Origin of the sequence: Ralstonia sp. AU12-08 (assembly GCF_000442475.1) — a bacterium.
In the GTDB taxonomy this organism is placed as follows: Bacteria; Pseudomonadota; Gammaproteobacteria; order Burkholderiales; family Burkholderiaceae; genus Ralstonia; species Ralstonia insidiosa.
Genome location: NZ_ASZV01000010.1, coordinates 18429 through 41630, shown reverse-complemented (window position 1 = coordinate 41630; position 23202 = coordinate 18429). Strand labels below are relative to the sequence as shown.

Here is a 23202-nt window from a genome sequence, read left to right as displayed (position 1 = left end):
ACTGAATTCCATGACGTTGATGAAATCGGCAGTGCTCTCCATGTTTGCGGCGTTGTCCGGCATGCTGGTTGTGCCCGGGCACGCCGCCTCTTCTTCTCACGAAGACACCTGCCGTGCGTGCCACACGATGGACACGACCAAAGTCGGCCCGCCGTTCCGCTCGATTGCCGAGCGCTACAAGAATGATCCGGACGCGATTGCCAAACTGAAGAAGAGCATGCTGGAAGGCAGCAGCGGCAAATGGGGCGCAGGCACCATGCCGCCGAATGCGATCACGCCGGAAGAGGCCGACCGCTTTGCGCACTGGGTCATGCAGCTCAAGCCGGTCGCCGCCAAGTAGTCGATCGTTGGGCTATGCCTTGCCGGCGCGGAAGCACCCGGCTTCGTGGTCATCGACCATGCCGGTGGCCTGCATGAAGGCGTAGCAGATGGTAGGGCCCACGAACTTGAAACCACGCTTGACCAGCGCCTTGCTCATCGCCTTGGACGCATCGGTGGCGGTGGGTGCATCGCGGTAGCTGTTCCAGCGGTTGACGATGGTTTTTCCATCGACGAAGGCCCACAGGAAGGCATCGAGCGAACCCACTTCTTCCTGCAACTCCAGCACCTTGCGCGCGTTGATGACGGCGCCTTCCACCTTGGCACGGTTACGCACGATGCCGGGATCGGCCAGCAGTTTTTCGATGCGCGCCGGCGTGAAGCGCGCCACGCGTGCCGCGTCAAACCCCTCGAACACCTCCTGGTAGCGTGCCCGCTTGCGCAGGATGGTCTGCCACGACAACCCGGCTTGCGCCCCCTCGAGGATGAGCATCTCGTAGAGGTGACGATCATCATGCGAGGGCACGCCCCACTCGGTGTCGTGATACGCGATCATCTGCGGGTCTTCACCCGCCCAGCAGCAGCGCGCCTTCGTCATTTCGCGTCTCCTAGATCCAGCCTGATTTGCGCAGCTTGCGATACAGCCACACGCACGCCGTGGCCGTGCACGCCAGCACGATGGGATAGCCGGCAGGGTGCTCCAGCTCCGGCATGCCCTTGAAGTTCATGCCGTAGTTGCTGAACACCACGGTCGGAATGGCGAGAATAGCGCCCCACCCCGCCAGCCGCTTGACGATATCGTTCTGCGTGACGGACACCAGCGCCACGTTCACGGAGATGGCCGTCGTCAGCATTTCGCGAATCACGTCGAGCGCGCCCACCACGCGGTGCGCATGATCGGCAATGTCGCGAAAGTACGCGCGCAGCTCCTTGGGCACCACGTCTTCATGCAAGCGCACGAGCTGGCCGGCAATGTCTTCTACTGGCAGGGCTGCACCGCGCAGGCGCAGAAGCTGACGCTTGAGCGTGTAGAGCCGCTCGATGGCCGCGCGGTCAAACGTGTCGCCAAAGATCTGGCTCTCGATGTGCTCGAACTCCTCCTGCATGCGCTCGAGCACGGGCTGGTAGTTGTCGACCACAAAGTCCATCACCGCATACAGCGCAAACGGTGCGCCCTTGGCCAGCAGCTGCGGTGTGCGTTCGCAGCGCTCGCGCACGGGGGAATACGACGCCGACGGCCCGTGCCGCACCGAGACGAGAAAGTCCTTGCCGACAAACACGTGCGTCTCGCCAAAGACGACGTTGCCGTTTTCCATCTGCGCGGTATTCAGCACGATGAACAGCGTGTCGCCATACACCTCCAGCTTGGGGCGCTGGTGGGCGTTGCGCGCATCTTCAATGGCGAGGTCGTGCAGGGCAAACTCCTCCTGCACTTGCTTGAGCATGGCGTTGTCCGGCTCATGCAGGCCGAGCCAGACAAAGGAGCCTGGCGTGTGCAGGACGTCGCTGATGTCTTCGACCGAGAGGTCGCGTTCGCGCTTACCGTTGCGGTACAACGCGCTGTTGATCACCATGGGCATGGCGTGTCTCCGGGCGCAGTCCGAACGCTCTAGCGTTCTTCGGGCTGAGCGGCGTTCTTGGTGCCTGTCTCGCTGGACAGCATGGGCACATCGGCTAGGCGCGTTTCGATCTGCGCCAGCGCTTCAGACAGCGCATGGACGAGATCATCGGGCAGCCCGTCCAGCGTGGCATTGATAAAGGCAATGCGGCGCGGCATGCATTCGAGCACGACGGCCACGCCGGCGTCGGAGAGCGACACGTTGGTCAGGCGGTTGTCGCGTGCGTCGGTGGTGCGTTCGATCCAGCCGAGCTGGTCGAGCACCTTGAGTTGGCGGGTGAGCGCGCCGGGGTCCATCTGCAGACGCTCGGCAAGCTGCTTCTGGGCAAGGCCGCCGCCCGTGTTGTCGTGCAGCGCGAGCAGGATGCGCCAGCGCGGCATCGGCTGGCCGACATGCGCCTCGAAGGCAGCCATGAATGCACGGTAGGTGCGGCCAAACTGGTGCATGACGGCGAAGCGTTCGCGTTCAGAGGTCATCGATCAGGCATGAAATTGCGGGAATGCGCGCATCGTAACCGCTAAGTGGCACAAGCTGCGTACAAACGCCTTAGAGCCGCTAACAAAACTGTCCTGGCTAGGCGTGCCGACGCAGACAGTACAAGTAGTACGGCAAGGAGGCGCAACGACGCCAGGGCGGTTTTGTTAGCGGCTCTCATTCCGTGTGTTGCACGGGTTCCACGTGATGCAGCACCACCGGTGGCACCCGGCGTACGCGCCACAGGCCAATGGCCGCCACCACCGTCGCGGCGATCAGGCCAATATGGATCGCGCCCACCAGCACATGCCGCGCGGCTTCCAGCAGTGCCGCGCCATCATGGCCCGCAGCGTGCATCTGCGTGAGCAAGGCAGTTTGTGCATCGTGGTCGATCAGGATTTCCGGGTCAGCCAGCTTGTGCAGCCATTGAGTGGCGTTGTCTGCGCGCAAGGCGTCGCTCACGCCGGAAGCATAGCGTTCGCTGACCATCGTACCCACCAGCGCCGTGCCCACCATGCCACCCACCATGCGCAGCGACTGCAGCAGCGCCGTGGCAATGCCCAGATGCGCCCGCCCAGCGGTCTGCTGGGCAAACACGGTCAGGTTGGGCAGCACGAAACCAAGCCCCAGGCCTGCCAGCAACATCAACCCGGCCAGCACCGCGTGCGGCATTGTCTTGGACGACACCGCCATGCCCGCCAGCGCCAGCGTGAACAGCGCAAACCCGGCATACAGCATGGCATTCGGATTGGGAATACGCGTAACGATGCGCCCATTGATGATGCTGCCCAGCGTGATGCACACCACCAGCGGTGTGATGACCAGCCCCGCTTCTTGCGGCGACATTCCGAAACCGCCCTGGAACAGCAACGGTGCATAGAACAGCACCGCAAACATGGAGAAGCCCGACAGCATGGCCAGCACGAACAGCGTGGCCAGAGCGGGGTTGCGCAGCATGTCGAACGGCAGCAGCGGCTGTTCGGCGCGTTGCTCCCACCACCACAGCCCCACGAACGCCGCCACCGACAGCACCAGCCAGCCCAGCAATGGCAGCGATAGGCCTTGGCGCGGAAGCAGCTCGACAAAGAACTGCAGCGCCCCCAGCGCCGCGGTAATCAGCACCGCGCCCTGCCAGTCCAGGCGGATACGCCCCGTATGCACGTTCTGGCGCAGGTGCGGCAGAAAGCGCCACGCAAACCACAGGCTCAGCACACCAAACGGAATGTTCACGTAGAACACCGAGCGCCAACCGAACGCCTGCGTCATCCACCCGCCCAGTGTCGGGCCGATGGCGTTGGCGATACCGAACGAGGCACTCAGCATCACCTGCCAGCGCAAACGTACACGTGCATCGGGAAACAGATCGGGAATGCATGCGTAGGCCGTGCCGACCAGCATGCCGCCGCCAATGCCCTGCAGCGCACGCGACCACACCAGGAAGCTCATGCTGCCCGCCATGCCGCACATGATGGAGGCCAGCGTGAACACCACGATGGACGCAATCACAAACGGCTTGCGACCGTAGAAGTCTCCAAGTCGGCCGAAGATCGGCACCGTCACCACGGAGGTCAGCAGATACGACGTTGCCACCCACGCATACAGTTCAAAGCCCTTGAGCTCCGCCACCACTGTCGGAAGTGCGGTACCGACCACAGTCTGATCCAGCGCTACCAGCACGACGACGAAGCAGATGCCGATCATCGCCAGCAGCGATTCCTTGAACGGCAAGACTTGGGTATGGGAGTGCGGTAGCGCGGTGTGGACGGCCATAATGGAAGATGGAAAAGACAAATGATACATCAATGATTGATGCGTCAATCATTAGTGTAACGGAGTCCTGTGGAGTTTGCTGATGCTGATCGGTAAAAATAAAGTCTGTCGGGTAAAAATAAAGTCTGTCGAGGTGCCGCACAGCGCACTCCCTTTCAGAGGACGGAAGGCTTGACCAGCAAAGCTTCGAAGCCATTCTTACCGCTATGCGGACCAACCGATAGCTTCTGCGGCTGTCGCCTACCCGGACAAACTGTGCCTGGACAACGGCCAGGAGTTCATCGGGCTGGCGCTGGCCGAATGAGCCGCACGTAGGGGATAGCGCTGGACTTCATCGAACCGGATCGCCCGATGCAGAATGCATCGCACACCTCAAAGGCAGCTATCAACGCGATGCGCTCGATATGCACGCCCCCACACGCTCGGCGAGGTACGTGAGCACACCGAGCAATGGTTAGCCGATTGCAATCAAGAGACTCCATATGACAGCCTCGGCAGTACACCCGCCGAACTCCGCATTCACAACAACCTGGCGACCTCAAGTTTGGCTTGGCACTGATTTGCGGGGAGTCGACAAGCCTCACATATTCACGAATCCTGGCGGCTTCTTAGTTTGAGCGCCTTTTGGTCACGTTCGAGCTGCATTCTCATGTGTCGCATGAATAGCCTCACGGTCTCAGTGTGGGGGGTGCCGGGGCGAAACACGAGTACTCCCGTGAACATCACCTCGACGTCAATCGGCTTCACGACGAGTCCCCGCTCCGCGAAGTCCAACGTCACGAGAGGATGAGCGATTCCTATGCCAACCCCCGCGAGCGCCAGTTCGCATACTGTGTGCGAATACGGCGTTTCGACAACCGTCTTGAGGCGAATTCCGCACGCCGTAAGCTGCGTGTCCAGGCGCAGCCTGGTGCTGTCTTCGGGATTCAGCGCGATGAAGGGGAATTCGGGCAAATCCGCGACGGCGATGAAAGGACGCGTAGCCAAAGGGTGATGTCGGTTCATTACTGCTACAGCCTGCATCCGTAAAAATACCGAGTGCTCCAGGCCGGCCATCGACATCTCGTCGGACATCAGGCCGAAATCCACCTGCCCTGCCAAAACCTTTTCATGTACTTCGCGTGAGCTCATTACTTGCAGCGATATTTGTACGTGTCTGGACGAAGCATCAAACGCTGCGATGACGCGAGGCAAAAAGCCTGTACCTAGTGCTGGTAGGCAGGCGATAGCCATCCGCCCCAATCCGTAAGACCGCAGACTACGGATTCGATGCTCGATGACCTCGAAGCCACGGAAATACTGGTCCACCTCTCGCATCAGAGCGACAGCCTCTTGGGTCGGAACGAGCCGGCTACGCACCCTCTCGAATAAGTCGAAGTCCGCCATGGTCTCCAGACGCCTGATGGCTTGACTCACAGCTGGTTGCGAGATGCCGAGCAAGGCTGCCGCTTTGCTCGTGCTACCCGCATTCATGACCGCCCTGAACACTTCGATATCCCTGATTCTCATAACTTCCGCTTATTAACTTAATTATCCGCGATGTTGACCTAGGCTCGAGCGAAAGTAAACTGAAGTCGTCGAGACAACACTAGCAATCACCGAGAGCACGATGACAAGTCAAATCCAGAATGCGCCGCAGCCGTTCCGCAGCCTGTCCCCAGCCGTCGTACGGGCATCCACCGTCGTATTCGACTCTCTGGCCGACTTTACGCACCGTAAGGAGCGTCAACCGGACGGCTACAGCTATGGCATCACCGGAACACCAACGGCTCGCCAACTGGAGCATCGCATCGCCGAACTCGAAGGCGGTGCGCATTGCGTGGTGACCCCTTCAGGCCAGTCCGCGCTGATGACGACCGTCATGGGATTCGTGCGCGGTGGCGATCACCTGCTTGTGTCCGCTGCCTGCTATGGCGCACTGAAGACGTTCGCGCATAACTGGCTGGCGCACTTCAACGTCGACGTCGAAATGTATCCGCCCGCAATCGGAGCTGAGATTGATAACTACATCAAGCCCAACACTCGCATGATCTGCATGGAGTCACCGGGCACGGTGACGATGGAAATGCCCGACACCCCGGCGATCGTCGAGATCGCAAAGCATCACGGTGTGTTGACGATGATGGACAACACGTGGGGAAGTCCGCTGGCTTTCAAGCCCCTGGAGCACGGTGTGGACTTCAGCATCGAAGCCGCGACGAAATTCTTCGGCGGCCATTCTGATCTGCTTATGGGCAGCATCAGCATGAATGATGCCGACTACTACGCAACATTGCGCGAGACCCAGAGCACTCTCGGCCAGCAGACCAGTCCCGACGATTGTTTCCTTGTAATGCGCGGTCTGGAAACGTTGAAGGTGCGCTTCGCAGCCCAAAGCGCCGCGGCGCTTCAAATTGCGAGAGAACTCGAACGCCACCCGGAAGTGAACAAGGTGTTGTTCCCGGCGCTACCGTCCGACGCCGGCCACGCCATTTGGAGGCGGGACTTTTCGAGCAGCGGCTGTCTCTTCTCTTTGATTCTCCAACCCGGACCGGAGGCCGCGTTCGCTGCATTTTTTGATGCGCTCCAGCATTTCGCCATCGGTGCGAGCTGGGGGGGCGTGCATAGCCTCGCTGCCTACTATCCGGCCCCACTGCAGGCCGAGCGTGCATTCCCGTTGACCGACCGGCCGATCGTGCGCCTTTCAATTGGGTTGGAGGACCCAACGATGCTACTTGAAGACCTGTTTACCGGTTTGGACGCATTCAAACGAAGCCGGGCAGCCGGTACCTAGTATTTTTCCGTTCAACTGACTTTGATTTGTGAGTACGACATGAAAACAATCGATAAATGGAGACACGCCCTCACGACAGCGAGTTTCGTGGCGTTCTGGGCAACGTTCAGTTTTGCCGCTACTGTGCAAGCGGCAGACCTGCTTGCTCAAGCGAAAGCGAACCGCACATTGCGGGTGGCCAACACTCAGAGCAGTCCGCCGTGGAGCATGCTTGACGAAAGCAACAATCCGGTCGGCTATGACGTCGCGATTGCAAAGGAAGTGGGCAAGCGCATTGGCGTGCCGAATGTAGTATTCGTCGCCGATTCGTTCAAGAACTTCGTAGAAGGGTTGAAGACGGGCAAGTACGACCTCGTAATGAACGATCTCACACCTACGCCTGAACGCGAGCAACAGGTTGATTTCGGCGATCCATACGGCGTGGAGGATTTCCGTATTTTTGTATCTGCCAGCAATACGGACATCAAGGGAAAAGACACGCTTACAGGTAAGCGAGTGGGCGTAGTCACAGGCTCCAGCAATGAAATATGGGCACGCGCACACCTGAGTAACTCGGCTATCCGCTCCTACGATAATGGGGGACTCGTCTTTAACGATCTGGGCAGTGGCCGGATCGACGCGGTGATTATTTCTCACTTCGGTGGCATGAAGTACGCCAACGTCAACCACTTACCGGTGAAGGAGGTGGGCGAACCTTTGATCTATCAGCTATCCGCACCCGCAATGGTGAAGGGGCAACCGGCCTTGCGCGCAGCAGTCAATAAGGCGATCGCGGAAATGATGGCCGACGGAACGATTCGGGACATTGCGAAGAAGTGGGTCGGACGCGACTACGACATGCCAGGAACGATCGCCAAAGCAAAGGCGCAAAAGGAGTAGTCATGATTGAACTCTTCATGCGCTCGCTGCCGCTGTTGCGAAGTGCGGTGCTGATGACGATCTTCCTCGGCTTAACGTCATTCGTTCTTGGCTCGACGCTTGGGTTGCTCGTTGCGCTGGCCCGTATCTCGAGCATCGGTGTACTGCGCGCGCTCGCATTCGCATACGTTTCGATCTTCCGCGGCACACCGTTGCTCGTGCAGATACTGCTTATCTATTTCGGTTTGCCCCGATATGGCCTAACACTTGACCCGGTTCCCGCCGCACTTCTCGCGCTATCGCTGTTCGCGGCAGCATATCTGAGCGAAAACTTCCGCTCGGGCATCAACGCAGTGGACAAAGGTCAATGGGAAGCCGCAATGTCGCTGGGCATGGGATATTGGAAAGCCATGTCGCGAGTTATCCTCCCTCAGGGGCTGCGCATCGCCATTCCGCCCGTCGGCAGCCGATTGATTGCACTAATCAAAGACACATCGCTTGCTTCAACCATCACCGTAGTAGAGCTAACCCGCGTGGCCGATCAGGTTGGCGCGTCCACCTTCCGCTACATGGAAATATTCCTGATGGTCGGCCTTATCTACTGGGGCATCAACCAGATTCTCACGATAGTCCAGACGATCCTCGAGAATCGCTTGTCGAGGCGCTTTGTATGAATACGAGTATCAGGACAATTGAAGTTCAAGGGCTTTCGAAGGCTTTCGGCGACAACCAGGTCTTGCGCGGTGTCGATTTCAGCGTATCGAAGGGCGAAGTGGTTGTGGTGATGGGCCCATCTGGGTCGGGCAAGACCACGCTGCTACGCTCGCTGAATTTCCTCGAAATGCCGGATGCGGGAACCGTAACTGTGTGCGGCATTGATGTCGAATGCGCAGGCTCTTCGAAGCCCTCGCTTGAGCATAAGAGGAAGATTCGCGCGATCCGCCAGCGCACGGCAATGGTATTCCAGTCATTCAACCTCTTTCCGCACAGAACTGCACTGGAAAATGTGATGGAGGGTCCGATCAGCGTCAAGGGCGTTCCTCATGCGCAGGCATCCGAGCGTGCTATGCACCTGCTGACACAGGTTGGCCTGGCAGCAAAGGCCAACGAATATCCGGGACGGCTATCCGGAGGTCAGAAGCAGCGAGTAGCGATCGCACGCGCGCTCGCGATGGATCCGGAAGTCATACTCTTCGACGAGCCTACGTCCGCCCTCGATCCAGCGCTACGTGAGGATGTCCTGAACGTAATGCGTGATGTCGCAAAACTAGGCATGACAATGCTAATTGTCACGCACGAAGTGCGATTCGCCCGAGATGTTGCGGACCGAGTCGTTTTCATGGACGGCGGTGTGGTCGCTGAAGATACAACGCCGCAAGCCTTCTTTAGTGACGGCAGCAGTCCACGCGTGAGGCAGTTCCTTCATTTGATCGACACCTGATCGCTGAGTAATACGCCGCGGCGAATCGTGCCTCACGGTACGACCGGTTGCGCAGTGTTTCTGTCCAGATGCGCTGCGCGATCACTGAGCAGTTGACCTGCTTAATTCGCATCCCGGAAACCGTGGCTCAACCAGCGCTCACGGGTACTCATGTACCGAGCCGGCCTGCGGGCTGACGATTCTAATGTCACAAGGTTTACGCATTTAATACGCCCCAAGTCATGCGTGAGCTCAACTCCGGCAACGTGTACTTCGAGCATAGCAACCAGCAAGACAGTCAGCGCAAGCGCCAAGCATCATGGTACGAATCCCGCAAGGAACCGCCTCGCCACATCGAGTGCTTCGGCGTCCCAGTCGACTGCATGGTTACCGCCCTTACAGTTGAAGAGCGAACCAATCCCCCTCGCCGATGCACGAAATCTTGACTTCCTGACGCGACCAACTCTGACGTGGGGTGATGCAGAAAGAAAAGGCGTCATCGCGCAGATAGCGTTGCCCTCACCGCTGCCATGTCCCATACCGCCATCGTCTTGACGCCGCCCGACATGGCCCAGTGATCACCATCCTTCACTGCCGCAGCGGGAGGTGGAAACGAGTACGGCGGCAGTTCGAAGTGAATCGGACGATACTCGAAATTAACCCCTGCTTTCGCACGATCTAATTCGATGTTTTGTCCGTTCGGATAGCGGGCCGCATTCAGATCATGCGTCATGCACAGATACCGGATACTGCTTCGCGCAATATTGTGCAGCGCCTCAAACACCAGTGCATTGTCGAAATGGATGAAACAGTCCCGCACAAAGATCATGTCAGCCGATGGCAAAGCATCAGCAACAATATCCAGCTCGATAAAGCGGCGGCTTGCCGAACCATGCCGCTCCTGATTGGCAACCACGATCTGCGGAACAATATCACCGCCGATGTATTCCACGCCCTCAAGATCGATCGCCTGCATCCAGTGGAAATCGCCGCACGGCACATCTAGCAGGCATCGCACGCCATGCGTGCGCAGCAAGATCGGCAACTTTTCCACTAGGTCGCTGGTCCACCCCAGCTCCGAGCCCTCACCGGATCGACTCTGAGCACTCCCCCACAGATTCTTTTGATAGACATCTGAAAAAAAGTCGGCACGCGCCTTTTGCATGTTCATGATCTTCAATAAAGGGGGATCTAGATGGCAGCCAGTGCACTCCGCAGAGGATCTTCTCCGCCTTCACTCACCCTGACTAGGCGAAACCCGTGAGAGTAGACATTGATCAATCGTACGCCGTTCTCTTGCCTTACCCCCAACTTCATTCTCACTCGCGATACATGCGTGTCCAGTGTTCTCGAATCCGGCCCGATCACGCGTCCCCAAACCGCCTTCTCAATTGCATCCCGCGGCACGAGTTGCCCAATATTTTTGAACAAGTACATCGCTACATCAAACTCACGAGGCGCCAGCCCGACGTCCTTACCATGCAGCATTGCGGTCTTCGTTCGCACATCAAGACTGAACGGATCAATGTGAAGGACTGCGCTTTCAAATCGCGATGAAGGATAGGACCGCCGCATCAACGCGCTTATTCTTGCCACAAGCTCATTCGCCTTTATCGGTTTCGCTACGTAGTCATCGGCTCCCGCATTCAATGCCCCAACCACGAATGACTCCGAAACATAGGACGTCAGAAAAATGATTGGCGCGCTTGAACCAACCGTATTTCGTATCCACTGAACCAACTCCTGCCCATCAATATCAGGTAGATTTTTATCTAATATAAAAAGATCAAACATCTGACTTCTGAGCGCACGAATAATTGAAACTCCATCCCCAAAAATTTCGCACTCATAACCGGCTGATTCAACAATTTTCTTTATTAAATCGGCCTGCGCAGTATCATCCTCAACAGAAGCAACTTTCATATCTCACATCGGATTAGTGGCATTCTAAAAAATCAGCAACACCCGGGAGGCAAGACGAAAAACCGTCAAGTCAGTGTTCGCTTCTGGTGCTATTCTGTAGGCGATCATTTCAAGTGTCACACTCCGATTCCTCGGAAACCAAGGCATGCTTGGCTATTCGTGATCATCGATAGATCGCCGACCATGGCAGGGTATCGAACGGAAGATGGTTAGATCAAAAAACAATCGTTACGCCGGACAGTAATGGGTCTCGTTCACAACCGGAGGCACGTGCCTCTGGCTCAACGGACCGGACAACGCAAAGGCGGTCGGCAAAATGTTCACATATGGAGTTCGTTGGGTAGGCGAAAGCGAGCGCACTTACGGTGCAAATAACGATTAACCTAAGGTGCAATTTGCCCCCGGCTAACCGACAAGCTCAAACAGAGATGTCTATTCGCTGATATGCGTTGACGGCTTTAGCTTCACCACAACGCAGATCTCTTGGCTTGGCATACCGGAGCGGTGACCCTTTGGAATGCGTCGTGGAACGCTATGACCCTCCGTTAGATGGAATCTTGTGAGGGCATGTCAGACTTGGTTTCATCTTCAGGCCCCGCCAATCGGCGGGAAATCCAATCTGCCTCCGTTGATCACTTTCCCTGCCTCTATATAGTCTGATAGAGCACTGAGATCGCTTCCGTGTAGGCGGCAACATTCTTTGGATTATCGATACTCACAGCATCAAGAACATGCGCCGCCTCTTCGCGATAGGCATCAAGGTTTTCATCATGTTCTGAGAACGCATCCAACAATGCCCTGCCCCCCTCCTGACAATCGAAGTCAGGATAGAAATAGCCTGCCTTGCCAAGATATGGCGAGTTATGGATCAGGGGGTAGCCTCCATATAGCAGCTCATAGTAGAGGTAATTTTGTGCGTTCTCCCATGTGTGGGAGACCACCGCATCACCATGTGCCGCCATGAACTCATAGACCGCAAACCGCCCTTCGAACGTCGTCAATCCGTGCGTGACAATGTCCAGACTTCTGGCGAAATGCACAAACGTCGTGTGATCCTTCATGTGGAGCGTGTTGCACACCCGCACATACTCGAGAAAGTCTGGCCGGGTGCGATACGCTTCCTCAGTGATCAGCATTGGAATGATGCTGGTCTTCACCATACAGATGTTTGGCTCGAACATCGCGACTCGCCAACGCGGATTGCCAGGCTGATAGCCGAACGACAGGCCAGCGCCCAGAGTGGCCCGAGCTCGATCGAACAACATTGGATGCCATAGATGCGGCAGGATCTTCACGGGCGAGCGCAACCCTGTTTGGTAGTAGTGCAGACAGGAATGCTCGAATTCCGGGATCGTCCATACGCCATCGTACGTCGCACCAGAGAACAGGAACCCCGATGGCTTATTGAAGATGGCGCGCTCAATATCAATAACATAGTCATTGCCCACGCGCATCGTCACAACTTTCCCGCCGCGCCGGCGGAAGGCCGTGATCCAATCAATGCTGAACTGCGCACTCATCTCAATGACCAGATCGCAGCGTTGCATAGCTTCGTCTTGCGTCAGCAACGGAACACTCCACTCATCGAGCATCATCCTCGGGTCTGCAGCCCCACCACCACCCCCACTCACCATCACGGCCTCGGCCACAACCGGCGATTGGCGCAGCAAGAGAATCAGCAGCAGGCAGTTCTGAAAGATGCCGTTCTCCCACAACGACTGGCCCGTGCCTCGCACAAACAACGAGACACCAACCACCAGACGCTTGTTGCCATTGATCACGTCATGAGATTTCGATATCGACATACGTCCTCTCTACAAGAGATTAGGTGAGAAGACGCGTAACGAACGCGTCGAGGTTTGAAGGATGGTCGATCGCGACGGATCTCAGCAACGCATTAGCTTTCGCCCGATAGCGATCAAGCTGGGCGTCGTGCATCTGCCAAGCATTCTGGAGGGCTCGACCGCCCGCTTCAGAATCAAAGTCCGGGTAGTAGTACCCGGCATCGCCAAGCATCGTAGAGTTGTGGATGAGCGGATAGCCGCCATGCAGCACGTCGTAGTACAGATAGTTCTGTGCGTTTTCCCACTGGTGCGAAACAACGGCATCCGCGTGCTGCGCCAGGAAACCCGGCAATTCATGCCGCTGCTCGAACGTCGCCTTGTGTTTCCGGACGAGGTTCAAGCTATTTGCGAAGTACAAAAAGGTTGGATGCTCCTTCAAGTGCAACGAATTGACGACGAAGAGATGTTCAACGGCATCCGGCTTTGCGCGGAAGAACTCCTCACAGACCAGCATCGGATAGTGGCAGGTCTTCACAACGGAGATGTTCGGCTCCAGTGTCGCCAGGCGCCATTGACCACGCCCCGGCCGATAACCGAACGCGATACCTTCGCTGGCCAGTTGCGCAATGCGGCGTTCCAGAAAGTAAGGCGACCAGATGTGCGGCATCACGTGGACAGGTGCGCGCGTCAGTGTCTGCAACAATGCTTTCGAGGTCTTCTCGTACTCTGCTAATGTCCAGATCTCGTCGAATGGGCCACCATTGAATATGTGCCCAGACGGTCTGCCAAACATCGGGGTTTCGCACAATGCCGCATACACGTGCCCCACAAAGAACGCGACCAGTTTCTTGCCCAGCGCCTTCATCTGCTTAAGCCACTCAACCGGCAACTGTGCACCCATCTCGATAACGACGTCGAGTTCGTGCGTGACGTCGCGTGGATTGACCAGCGGCACATTCAGCCCAGCAAGATCCAACCCCGCCGGTAACGACTGCGCATCGCCTCCGTTGAGGAAATAGAGCTGGCCAACCCGGTCCGATCGACTCAGCATCATGGCCAGAAAGGCGATGTTCTGATGGATCCCGTTTTCCCAGATAACCTGACCGTCACGCGCAAACAGCGAGATGCCAACTCGAAGCCTATCGTTATCTTTTTGCATTAAACACATCCTTCACCCGCTCCACAAATCAGTTCGCCCAACAACGCTATCGGAACAGGTTATCTATCAGCGCGTCGTACCTGGAAACCACCGCCGGACTCTCGCACGTGAATCGGAGCAGAGATTGCCGCTGTCGCCGCATGTAGCCCTCCCAGTCTTCGTCGTGATGCTGCAGCGCAATCGTGAGTTGCTCCGATGCGTTCTGCACGTCGTTGCCTGGGTAGTAGTAGCCGATGTCCTGGGCAAGACTCGCGTTGTGCACGAGAGGGTATCCTTGCCAGCACACATCAAAATAGAAATAGTTGAGCGGATTCTCCCACTGGTGGGATACCACTACATCGGTCAGCTCCGACAAAAACGCCGGCGTTTCAAACCGACCGACAAAGCTGGCTTTGCCGGCACGAACCATCTCCAGTTGGTTCATCAACATCGCAAACTCAGGACTCGCATGGGCCAGGTGGTCGGCATTCGTTACGTGCGTGAACGCAATCAACCCAGGGTTACGACGATAAACCTCGTCGATAATCAGCATCGGATACAGGCAGCACTTCACGACATCGTGATTGGGCTCCATCACACTCAGCCGTTTCCCGCTCTTTCCGCTTGGCCGGTACTCCCCTTCCGCCGGAAATGTGATAGCGCGTTCCTCCAGGAACATGGGATCCCACACAAACGGAACAATACGCCCTGGACAACGCCGCAGCGACTGCAGGAATGGCAGCGATGACTTGGCAACCTGAGGAATCGCCCAGATCTCGTCATACCCTCTGTTGACGAACAACGTGTCCCACATCCGACGGCCGAACAGCACCGACTCGGTGACATGGATGTACTCCACACCACAGACGTAGCTGATGATTTTGACACCGCGCGCCTTCAAGTAAGCGGTTTGCTCAGCGTCGATCTGGCCGCCGAGCTCGATAAGAACATCAAGGTCATCTTTGGTCTCCATAAAGGGGCGTGTATCAAACTCGCTCAGGCGCCATGGCAGAGCACTCGTCACGGGCACATCGGTTGTGTTGAGCAGCGTCACCCGATGCCCCCGGTCGGACTTCATCAACACTTTCGCGAGAAACAAGGCGTTCTGCTTGATGCCGTTGACCCACAGGCTCTCGTTTGGCTCACGAAGGCCGATGGTGATTCCAATACGCAATCCGCTCATGTTCGCTCACACCCAAAAACAGGGCACACGACCGGGTGCCACCAAACGCTGCAGGCTCCCGGTCATATACCATGTGGACCACTAGCCATGGCCGCTAATCTCGCAAGGCTCCAACACATGAGGCGTTACCATGAGTACCCCACGCCTCCATTGACCATCGTGCGGCCAGATGTCGTGGCACTCACGCCCAGCCTGACAATCGTGTTTTGTGTCACGCGCGCGCTCCCTCCAATTGCCAGTGCGGTATAGCCGCCATAGCTCCCAAAGCCCGCACCAATCTGAGCTGTCTTACCTGGCTCCACCTGCGGCAGGCCCGCCAGCGCACCGGCCATTGCAACCCCTGAATAGGCTTGCTTGGCAACAGTATTGACGCTTTGCTGGACGCTTTGAAGCTGAGACACGTTGACTGCATCCGTCGGGTTGACGCCAGGTGCAACATTGGTAATACGACGCTCTGCGCCCGGCGCCCCTACCGATACGGTATTGTCCTGGTCCGCCACCGAGCCCGCCCCCAATGCAACCGCGTTGTTCGCAGGTGCCGATGCGTTGGCCCCGATGGAAACCGAGTTGTTGCCGGACGTTGTCGCGTTGTAGCCGATGGCGACGGTCGGATCTCCGGTCGCCTGGGCGTTGTAGCCAATGGCGACGGCACCGTCCTGGGAAGCAACCGCGCGGAAGCCGATAGCAGTCGTGTTTTCGGCAGCGGCTCGCGCATTTGAACCGTAAGCTGTCGCTCCGTTTTGCGTTGCATGTGCGCACACCCCGTTCGCCATTGCATCGACGCCGTTGGCACTCGTACAGGAGGCCGATACCTGGGTGACCGTTGTCCCAGAAGTCCCTTGTGTGAGGAGCGCACCGCCAGGCGCAGTACCGCCAACCGCACCTGGCGCCCCCGTCCCTGAAGCCGAACCATTCACTGAAATCACCGTGGTTGACAGTGACGTCACCTGAGTGTTCGTTGCCCCCAAGCTAGTCGACAACGAAGTGATCTCGCCACTCAAGGAAGTCGACAGGCTGTACAGCTGACTGCCGTTGACCGCCTGTGTACTGCTCGCAGTCACCGCTCCAGCTGCAACATTGGTGAGCAGAACAGGGGCTGTTGCTCCGACCCCACCTAGGGTGACGCTGTTATGCGATGCATTGTCATACATCACAGCGTTCCCAAGGCCGGTCGAGATCACTGTCGACAACGACGTCAGGTTGTTGTTCGTTGTGCTCAGACCCGTGCTCAGCGATGCGACATTGCTGTTCGTCGTGCTCAAACCAGTGGACAGCGAGTTCACCCCGCTTTGCGCCGTGCTGATCCCCGTCGATGCCGAGGTCGACAGCGACGTCACCGTGCTGTTGGTCGTGCTCAGGCCCGTCGACAACGATGCAACGTTGCTGTTCGTCGTGCTCAGACCAGTGGACAGCGAGGTCACCCCACTCTGCGCGGTGCTGATCCCTGTCGACGCCGACGTCGACAGCGACGTCACCGTGCTGTTGGTCGTGCTCAGGCCGGTCGACAGCGATGCAACGTTGCTGTCCGTCGTGCTTAAACCGGTGGACAGCGAGTTCACCCCACTCTGTGCCGTGCTGATCCCCGTCGACGCCGAGGTCGACAGCGAAGACAGCTGGCTACCGTTGATCGCATCCGTGCTCGTCGCGTTCACCGCACCCGCTGCCACGTTCGTCAGTGTCACCGGCGTGCTAGCGCCAACACCACCCAGTGTCACCTTGGTGTGCGTGCTGTCGTCGTACTGCACTGCATCCGCGAGTCCGGCCGAGACTGCCGTCGACAGTGATGCAACGTTGCTGTTCGTCGTGCTCAAACCGGTGGACAGCGAGGTCACCCCACTCTGCACCGTGCTGATCCCCGTCGACGCCGACGTCGACAGCGACGTCACCGTGCTGTTGGTCGTGCTCAGGCCCGTCGACAGCGATGCAACGTTGCTGTCCGTCGTGCTCAAACCGGTGGACAGCGAGTTCACCCCACTCTGCGCGGTGCTGATCCCCGTCGACGCCGAGGTCGACAGCGACGTCACCGTGCTGTTCGTCGTGCTCAGGCCGGTCGACAGCGATGCAACGTTGCTGTCCGTCGTGCTCAAACCGGTGGACAGCGAGTTCACCCCACTCTGCGCCGTGCTGATCCCCGTCGACGCCGACGTCGACAGCGAAGACAGCTGGCTACCGTTGATCGCATCCGTGCTCGTCGCGTTCACCGCACCCGCTGCCACGTTCGTCAGTGTCACCGGCGTGCTAGCGCCAACACCACCCAGCGTCACCTTGGTGTGCGTGCTGTCGTCGTACTGCACTGCATCCGCGAGTCCGGCCGAGACTGCCGTCGACAGTGATGCAACGTTGCTGTTCGTCGTGCTCAAACCGGTGGACAGCGAGGTCACCCCACTCTGCGCGGTGCTGATCCCAGTCGACGCCGACGTCGACAGCGACGTCACCGTGCTGTTCGTCGTGCTCAAACCCGTCGACAGCGAGTTCACCCCACTCTGCGCGGTGCTGATCCCCGTCGATGCCGAGGTCGACAGCGACGTCACCGTGCTGTTCGTCGTGCTCAGCTGCGAACCATTCACTGCATCCGTCGAACCCGCCGCGAGCGAACCCGCTGCCAAATTTGTGATCTTGTTGCCGTTCAGTGACGTCACACCCTTCAGGGTGATTCCGCTGGGTCCATATAGAGTGATCACGCCAGTTGGGTTATTGCCCGTCTGACCGACAAACATATAAGCCATACTGCCGGCGGTACCAGCGTTCGCGGTCGAACTCTCAGTCAATATCACACCGGTACCTGTACCGCAATTTCCTTCCGCGAGGCTCCAGGTGCTGGAGACAAAGCCGGTACCAATCGAACTACCCCAGGCCGTTGTTGAGCCATTGCAGTTTCCAATGGCCCCGGCCCAAACTACATCTGCACTCAACCCCAGTCCTACAGCCGTCGCAGCGGCGAGGCAAACTGCTTTCAAGTTTGGCCTGAAAACATCTCCCACAACTCCAGAGACGCCCCGCGAGGGTTTCCCACGTGCATTCGCAATCTCAGATACCGCCACCCAAGCGCCCAGCGCCTCATTCCAAATGCTCTTGTAAGTCTTGTTCATGTTGATCCCTCTTTTTGTTGGCGCGAGCAGGTTGGTCAAAAAAGCAAGGCATGCAGTGCATGCAGCGCACGTGTCCAGGTGATGAGGTTCACCAGGGCGAGTACTGCAATCAAAGGCATGCGATGGTTGTGGGGACGCAAACGCGACCCGCCCGCGTTTTGCACGTCAGACACGATGTCAAAGAAGAGTTGCTAAATCCCTATCTGTTGACCATCGTGCCCCGGCGTGGCCAGGGGAATAAAAACTCGTGTGTCTGGATGCCACCGCTTTCAAGGGAGAACAGACACTCGGTTGTGAACAGAGGTGTGCGGGGCCAGCTGAGCCCTGCCACATTTGGCGCAGTTACGCCATGAAGCACCCGCGGATATAGCGGTTGCATGCATCAGAACCACTCAAAACAACTGTGTCTGCCTGTTTTCTGCAAGGCGATGCTCGCCGTGCTCAGACGGCAACAACACCACCAAGCATTGCCCTGGATTTCAATCAGCACAGGCCGCTGCATGACGTCACTTTGAAAAGCCCGGATCGCTGACGGCCATCGGGGAGCACTGGTTTACCGACCAGGCCCGCGCCGTCCTGCACCAGAGCTCCAACGTATTCATCACCACCTCAGTGTTACGCAACATGCGCTCCAATGCGGCGCCCAGCCTGGGAAATTGCTGGTAGACCTCACCACCCTCCAATCGACTCCGAGCCCCCCCCTAAAAAAAGTTCTACTGTTGCAACGCCAGCGCCACTGAAGAAGCTCAAACCACCGCGATGCGATGGATCACCAGGTAGAGCAGACCACACCGTAACAGTCATTTTTTTACCCTTATCTTTGTTGATTTACTATCCAAAGCGTCCTTTTCAAAAAGCAGCAATCAATCAGCTTTTCTATGGTGTCGCGCAAGGATATTCAGCTCGCTCTCAATTGCCTTCTGGCTCAACGCAAAGCCACCTGTTTTGCGCACCGAGGTAGCTGGCTTCGTCTTTGCGAAACCGTGCATGTCGCCGGTCTGCCCGACAACGATCGCGCAAAATACTTGGTACGTGTCGTCAATCAACGCGGCGCTGACATTGCGCTGGACCTTCAACTCGGGGCAGAACAGCTGATTTCCAAAATCACGCGCCAGTTGGCCGGGCAGGCAGATTGATGATGCACATGGCCCGAAGCACACACTGCATGGTGGACTACGCGAACGCCTAATAACTGCAGCTCACCTGCCCATCTTCCGCACTCAACTGCGTCAGGCGAAACCCGTGTGAATACACATTCACCAGCCTGAGTCCGTGCTCCGGCTTGATGGCCATCTTGGTTCGCACGCGCGAGACATGCGTGTCCAGCGTCCTTGAGTCTGGACCAATGGCGCGCCCCCAAACCGCCTTCTCGATGACATCCCTCGGCACCAGTCGTCCAACATTTCCAAACAAGTACAAAGCGACCTCGAATTCCTTTGGAGCCAGACCAACATCAACACCGTGCAAACGTGCAGTCTTTGTCACGGCATCCAGACTGTATGGCCCCAACTCAATCACGGTATCGTCGACGTGGCTGGACGGATAAGCGCGCCGAAGCAATGCCACAATTCTGGCCGCCAGTTCGGCAGGGCGAATTGGTTTCGAGACGTAATCGTCCGCCCCCGCATTGAGCGCGCCCACAAGACTCTCCTCTGCCTGGCACGACGTCAAAAACATGACTGGCGTATGCAGCCCTACGGTCCTCCTAATCCATACCACCAGTTCGTCGCCGCTTAAATCCGGTAAGTTCTTGTCCAGTATGAATAAATCAAAAGACTGGTCCCTCAATGCGCGAATAAGCGACACGCCGTTTATAAAGCTCTCACATTCATGTGAAGTGGACTGGACAATCCTGCAAACCAACTCTGCTTGATCCTCACTGTCCTCTACCAAAGCAATCTTCATATTTACCTCATATCAGCACGGGCTCAATCCGCGCACTTACAATGCTTCCCCACACCACATCAAATGCTTTCCAGCATGGAATAGGCAACTCAAAATCCATATAGCCAGCCTCTCGCACGCACAAAAAAAATATTATTTATATACAATTGTTTAATATCAAAACCCGATTCACGGACTATTCTCCAGGCAGGCTCGAGCGAGCCAAATCTACCAAGACAATTTTGAACCCACAAGATAAGATGCCTTTATTAATATAAATACATATTATTATTGACATAATTATTACAATTGAATTATGGATGCGTGCCATACCGTATCCAGCGCCGCCATTCGGACTGACACACGGCGCCACGTCCACTTGGTGGCAGAACTGCACTCGTACGCGCGAAGCTTCAACAGACCACAGTTGCCCCCTTCTTACCCTCAAGCCCTGGACGCGATAGACCTAAAGAAGAACCCACAGCATTGCCGCCCGAACGCGGGCACTTGCCATGATGAAGTCGAAGGGGAAGTGCAGTGGTATCGGTGTTGCTGAGCTGCACCGTACGGTCGGCTTGAGGAGGAGAGTGTCAAGCCAAACGTTTGGCGGCCGACTTGAACCTAGAAGGTGTGATGCTGCAAGACGTTCTGAGAAAAATTCGGCATGGCTAACGCATCGCAAAGCGCTCGTCGACCAACCGTGACAACTCGCTAACCTGCCTCTATGCAATGTTTGAGGGAAGATCAGGTGGTCAAGGCATCACGCTCAACGAATGGAACCTCCCTGGCCACTTCTTCGAAGATTGCGAGAAGCGTCTCAGCGGCGTCCGACAAGCGATGGTCGCGCCGCGTCAGAAGATAAGAGGACATGACGACCCCTTCCAGCTCGATCGGGATCACCTCAAGACCGTGGCTCTCCAACTTTAGTTTGAATGTCGGATACTGAACAGGGGCAATCATGTCTGCCTCCTGCAGCAAGAGCGCAGCCGTCGAGACCGTTAGGCAACGAGAGACCCTGGGTACTTGTAAGCCAATAGCGTCGAAGTAGTACGTGAACGCGCGGTCGGTATCGTCACCCGCCTCGCATGGCAACAGCCATTCATCATCGATCAGTGCATCGATACGCTGCGCACGAATCTTGGGATGTGAGGGCCTGGCAACCACCACCACTGACATCGAAAACAACCGCTTCGGCACCACGAAATCCGGGAATTTCACATCCCTAAGCCCATTGACAATCGCGAAGTCGATGGCGTTTTCGAACAGCCGGCCCAACGCGGAGGAAAAGCTGCTTTGGTAGAAGGACAGCAATGTGCTGTGTCCTGCTCGCCGAAACTCACTGAATGCCTTCCGCAGCATGGAGCACTCTGCCAATTCAGACAGCCCCACTACGACACTTCCTGGCTGCCCTCCCTGCATTTCCAGCAGTTCGTCCTCAGCACGTTTCATGTCAGCCGTGATGGATTTCGCACGACGGTAAAACACCGCCCCGTAAGATGTTAGCTTCACGCCCCTTACCGATCGCAGCAGTAACGGTACGCCCAACGCTTTTTCCAGTTCACGCATGCTTGCGGTGATGGCTGGCTGTGTCACGCCAAGCGCGCGCGCTGCGCCATGGATACTGCCTTGTGTTACCACGTTCAGGAAAACATGCAGTTGCTGCAAGGTCATCGCTCGCTCCCCGGTCAATCCAACTTGCCGTCTTCATACTAGTATCGGCACCGGGTCGTACTAAGTGAGCTTTGCTATGCCAAATTTTCACCACCGCCAGCCGCGATCGAGGCCGCGTTGCCCAAATCGCGATGCCAGCCATGCCTACCTCCTAGTCACCGCACCACCACTGGCTGCCCTGTTGCATAGGGCAGTAGTCACACTCGTCCAAAACTTGACGTTCGTGGATCACCTGACGGTGTCTCAGATAAATGCGCGATCGATCATTGGGGGAAGAAGGTTTGCTGGTTAGGTGAACGCGGTTGGATATTTTTATGACGGGGGCGGACGGCAACCTTGAACATGTCATAGTCAATAAAATGCTGATTTTCTGGCGGCGTCTTCAATGCGGCGAATAATATGCCGGTAGCCTCCCATTACACCTTCACGAAAAGAGTGTTTTGTTCGTCCATCCAAAAACGCCTGAGTAGTTCACGGTCGCGACTAGGCACTGCGAGCATATTTTGCCCCACCTCGAAGAAGTGGTAATTCCGCGGCGCTAAAAAATCTTTTATACGCTGTCTTTCTGTTTTTAGAATTTCCACCCAAATTAACGGTGCGTATGCCGCAATGAGCGATCGCGCCCCCCTCAACACATCAAGCTCCATCGATTCCACATCGATCTTCAGTAAATCGACTCTCTTTAGGTTCAAGCTGTCCAGAGCGATCTGGCGAACCTGACGCCCTTTCTCCGGTGTGTAGTCAAGTGACTGCCCGACCGACAGCATCGGGTTCTCAGGCTTTCTGATTTCAAGACTTCCGTAGGAACCGGGCTGACAGTAATTCACATGCGGTATCGTGATGACTTCGTTTATCGCACCCAGCGCCACATGATGTGCCTGAACATTGAAGAGATTGTTGATGGCAACGTTGCCTGCCAGCGCATAGAAAATAAAATCCTGCGGTTCGAAGGCATGCACAGTGCCCCAGTGCGTCATCAAGCGTCCGGCCTCTACCGAAAACACGCCGATATTGGCACCGCAATCAAGGAATACCACGCCGTCTCCCGACCGCTGTCGCTGAACACGCAAGAGCGACAATAGAAAATCCACCTCCGAACCGTCAAACGAAGCCGTTTCCAGTAGGTTCAAACCTACGCCGTAACTGGGCCGCCCTTCGACCAATGCGTAGTCATTGCGATTGACGATCAGCGTGCCATGATTGGTCGCCGCAAGAATGAATGACAGCGCACGCTGTTCTGGAAACATAAAGCACCTCTTCTAAAACCAAATTTCCGTCGGCTGCCAACGCAAGCGTAC

The 23202-nt window shown here is 57.0% G+C and carries 19 protein-coding genes and 4 pseudogenes; 7 read left to right on the top strand and 16 right to left on the bottom strand.

Features of this window, described 5'->3' with window-relative positions; translation table 11 throughout:
- Window positions 1-10: 10 nt before the first annotated feature.
- Window positions 11-340 carry a c-type cytochrome gene (locus C404_RS37245; RefSeq protein ID WP_021193865.1) on the top strand — a complete coding sequence of 110 codons (330 nt, stop codon included), beginning with the start codon at window positions 11-13 and terminating at the stop codon, window positions 338-340.
- A 12-nt stretch (window positions 341-352) separates the two neighbouring features.
- Here the strand turns inward: C404_RS37245 and C404_RS37240 are convergent, their stop codons facing one another.
- The 4 genes from C404_RS37240 to C404_RS37225 all read right to left on the bottom strand — a co-directional run bounded on the left by C404_RS37240 (window position 353) and on the right by C404_RS37225 (window position 4181).
- Window positions 353-916, bottom strand: a complete 564-nt coding sequence (locus C404_RS37240) for a DNA-3-methyladenine glycosylase I (protein ID WP_021193864.1) — start codon at window positions 914-916, stop codon at window positions 353-355.
- A 10-nt stretch (window positions 917-926) separates the two neighbouring features.
- Window positions 927-1898 carry a magnesium and cobalt transport protein CorA gene (locus tag C404_RS37235; RefSeq protein WP_021193863.1) on the bottom strand — a complete coding sequence of 324 codons (972 nt, stop codon included), beginning with the start codon at window positions 1896-1898 and terminating at the stop codon, window positions 927-929.
- A 29-nt stretch (window positions 1899-1927) separates the two neighbouring features.
- Window positions 1928-2413, bottom strand: coding sequence for a MarR family winged helix-turn-helix transcriptional regulator (locus tag C404_RS37230; RefSeq protein WP_021193862.1), 486 nt, complete (start codon window positions 2411-2413; stop codon window positions 1928-1930).
- 175 nt (window positions 2414-2588) lie between these two features.
- Window positions 2589-4181, bottom strand: coding sequence for an MFS transporter (locus C404_RS37225; protein ID WP_021193861.1), 1593 nt, complete (start codon window positions 4179-4181; stop codon window positions 2589-2591).
- Window positions 4182-4422: 241 nt separating this feature from the next.
- Here C404_RS37225 and C404_RS60640 point away from each other — a divergent pair.
- Window positions 4423-4740 (top strand): annotated as a pseudogene (locus tag C404_RS60640) (integrase core domain-containing protein); the annotation flags it as partial.
- Window positions 4741-4769: 29 nt separating this feature from the next.
- Here the strand turns inward: C404_RS60640 and C404_RS37220 are convergent.
- The gene (locus C404_RS37220) at window positions 4770-5690 is read right to left on the bottom strand and encodes a LysR substrate-binding domain-containing protein (RefSeq protein WP_021193860.1); all 921 of its coding nucleotides are present in this window, start codon (window positions 5688-5690) and stop codon (window positions 4770-4772) included.
- Between the two features lie 100 nt (window positions 5691-5790).
- Between C404_RS37220 and metC the strand changes: the two genes are divergently transcribed.
- Genes metC through C404_RS37200 form a run of 4 tightly spaced genes read left to right on the top strand, consistent with a single transcriptional unit; the run spans window position 5791 to window position 9253 of the window.
- Window positions 5791-6954, top strand: coding sequence for a cystathionine beta-lyase (gene metC, locus C404_RS37215; RefSeq protein ID WP_021193859.1), 1164 nt, complete (start codon window positions 5791-5793; stop codon window positions 6952-6954).
- Between the two features lie 39 nt (window positions 6955-6993).
- A complete protein-coding gene (locus C404_RS37210) occupies window positions 6994-7833 on the top strand; it encodes a transporter substrate-binding domain-containing protein (RefSeq protein WP_081659346.1) in 840 nt (279 codons plus the stop codon).
- A gap of 2 nt (window positions 7834-7835) precedes the next feature.
- Window positions 7836-8486 carry an amino acid ABC transporter permease gene (locus C404_RS37205; protein ID WP_021193857.1) on the top strand — a complete coding sequence of 217 codons (651 nt, stop codon included), beginning with the start codon at window positions 7836-7838 and terminating at the stop codon, window positions 8484-8486.
- A complete protein-coding gene (locus C404_RS37200) occupies window positions 8483-9253 on the top strand; it encodes an amino acid ABC transporter ATP-binding protein (protein WP_021193856.1) in 771 nt (256 codons plus the stop codon). Before C404_RS37205 ends, C404_RS37200 begins: the two co-directional genes overlap by 4 nt.
- 475 nt (window positions 9254-9728) lie before the next feature.
- Here the strand turns inward: C404_RS37200 and C404_RS37195 are convergent, their stop codons facing one another.
- The 8 genes and pseudogenes from C404_RS37195 to C404_RS60975 all read right to left on the bottom strand — a co-directional run.
- Window positions 9729-10403, bottom strand: a complete 675-nt coding sequence (locus tag C404_RS37195; RefSeq protein ID WP_235180639.1) for a class I SAM-dependent methyltransferase — start codon at window positions 10401-10403, stop codon at window positions 9729-9731.
- A gap of 20 nt (window positions 10404-10423) precedes the next feature.
- The gene (locus C404_RS0129750; RefSeq protein ID WP_037011268.1) at window positions 10424-11155 is read right to left on the bottom strand and encodes a response regulator transcription factor; all 732 of its coding nucleotides are present in this window, start codon (window positions 11153-11155) and stop codon (window positions 10424-10426) included.
- A 647-nt stretch (window positions 11156-11802) separates the two neighbouring features.
- Window positions 11803-12960, bottom strand: coding sequence for a DUF2827 domain-containing protein (locus C404_RS37190; RefSeq protein ID WP_031329047.1), 1158 nt, complete (start codon window positions 12958-12960; stop codon window positions 11803-11805).
- 19 nt (window positions 12961-12979) lie between these two features.
- Window positions 12980-14098: a DUF2827 domain-containing protein gene (locus C404_RS37185; RefSeq protein WP_021193852.1), complete on the bottom strand. Its 1119-nt coding sequence runs from the start codon at window positions 14096-14098 to the stop codon at window positions 12980-12982.
- Between the two features lie 46 nt (window positions 14099-14144).
- Window positions 14145-15260 carry a DUF2827 domain-containing protein gene (locus C404_RS37180; RefSeq protein WP_021193851.1) on the bottom strand — a complete coding sequence of 372 codons (1116 nt, stop codon included), beginning with the start codon at window positions 15258-15260 and terminating at the stop codon, window positions 14145-14147.
- Window positions 15261-15385: 125 nt separating this feature from the next.
- Window positions 15386-16039 (bottom strand): annotated as a pseudogene (locus C404_RS60985) (YadA family autotransporter adhesin); the annotation flags it as partial.
- 177 nt (window positions 16040-16216) lie between these two features.
- Window positions 16217-17911: pseudogene (locus tag C404_RS60980) on the bottom strand (hypothetical protein); the annotation flags it as partial.
- Window positions 17912-18256: 345 nt separating this feature from the next.
- Window positions 18257-18349 (bottom strand): annotated as a pseudogene (locus tag C404_RS60975) (ESPR domain-containing protein); the annotation flags it as partial.
- A gap of 878 nt (window positions 18350-19227) precedes the next feature.
- Between C404_RS60975 and C404_RS37165 the strand changes: the two are divergent.
- Complete coding sequence (locus C404_RS37165) at window positions 19228-19485, top strand: DUF7696 family protein (RefSeq protein WP_021193847.1); 258 nt, start codon at window positions 19228-19230, stop codon at window positions 19483-19485.
- A gap of 49 nt (window positions 19486-19534) precedes the next feature.
- On the opposite strand, the gene C404_RS37160 is transcribed toward C404_RS37165, so the two are convergent.
- From C404_RS37160 to C404_RS37150, 3 genes are all read right to left on the bottom strand, one after another.
- Complete coding sequence (locus C404_RS37160; protein ID WP_021193846.1) at window positions 19535-20254, bottom strand: response regulator transcription factor; 720 nt, start codon at window positions 20252-20254, stop codon at window positions 19535-19537.
- A 723-nt stretch (window positions 20255-20977) separates the two neighbouring features.
- The gene (locus C404_RS37155) at window positions 20978-21904 is read right to left on the bottom strand and encodes a LysR family transcriptional regulator (RefSeq protein ID WP_021193845.1); all 927 of its coding nucleotides are present in this window, start codon (window positions 21902-21904) and stop codon (window positions 20978-20980) included.
- A 416-nt stretch (window positions 21905-22320) separates the two neighbouring features.
- Window positions 22321-23151, bottom strand: coding sequence for an FkbM family methyltransferase (locus tag C404_RS37150; RefSeq protein ID WP_021193844.1), 831 nt, complete (start codon window positions 23149-23151; stop codon window positions 22321-22323).
- Window positions 23152-23202 lie beyond the last annotated feature (51 nt).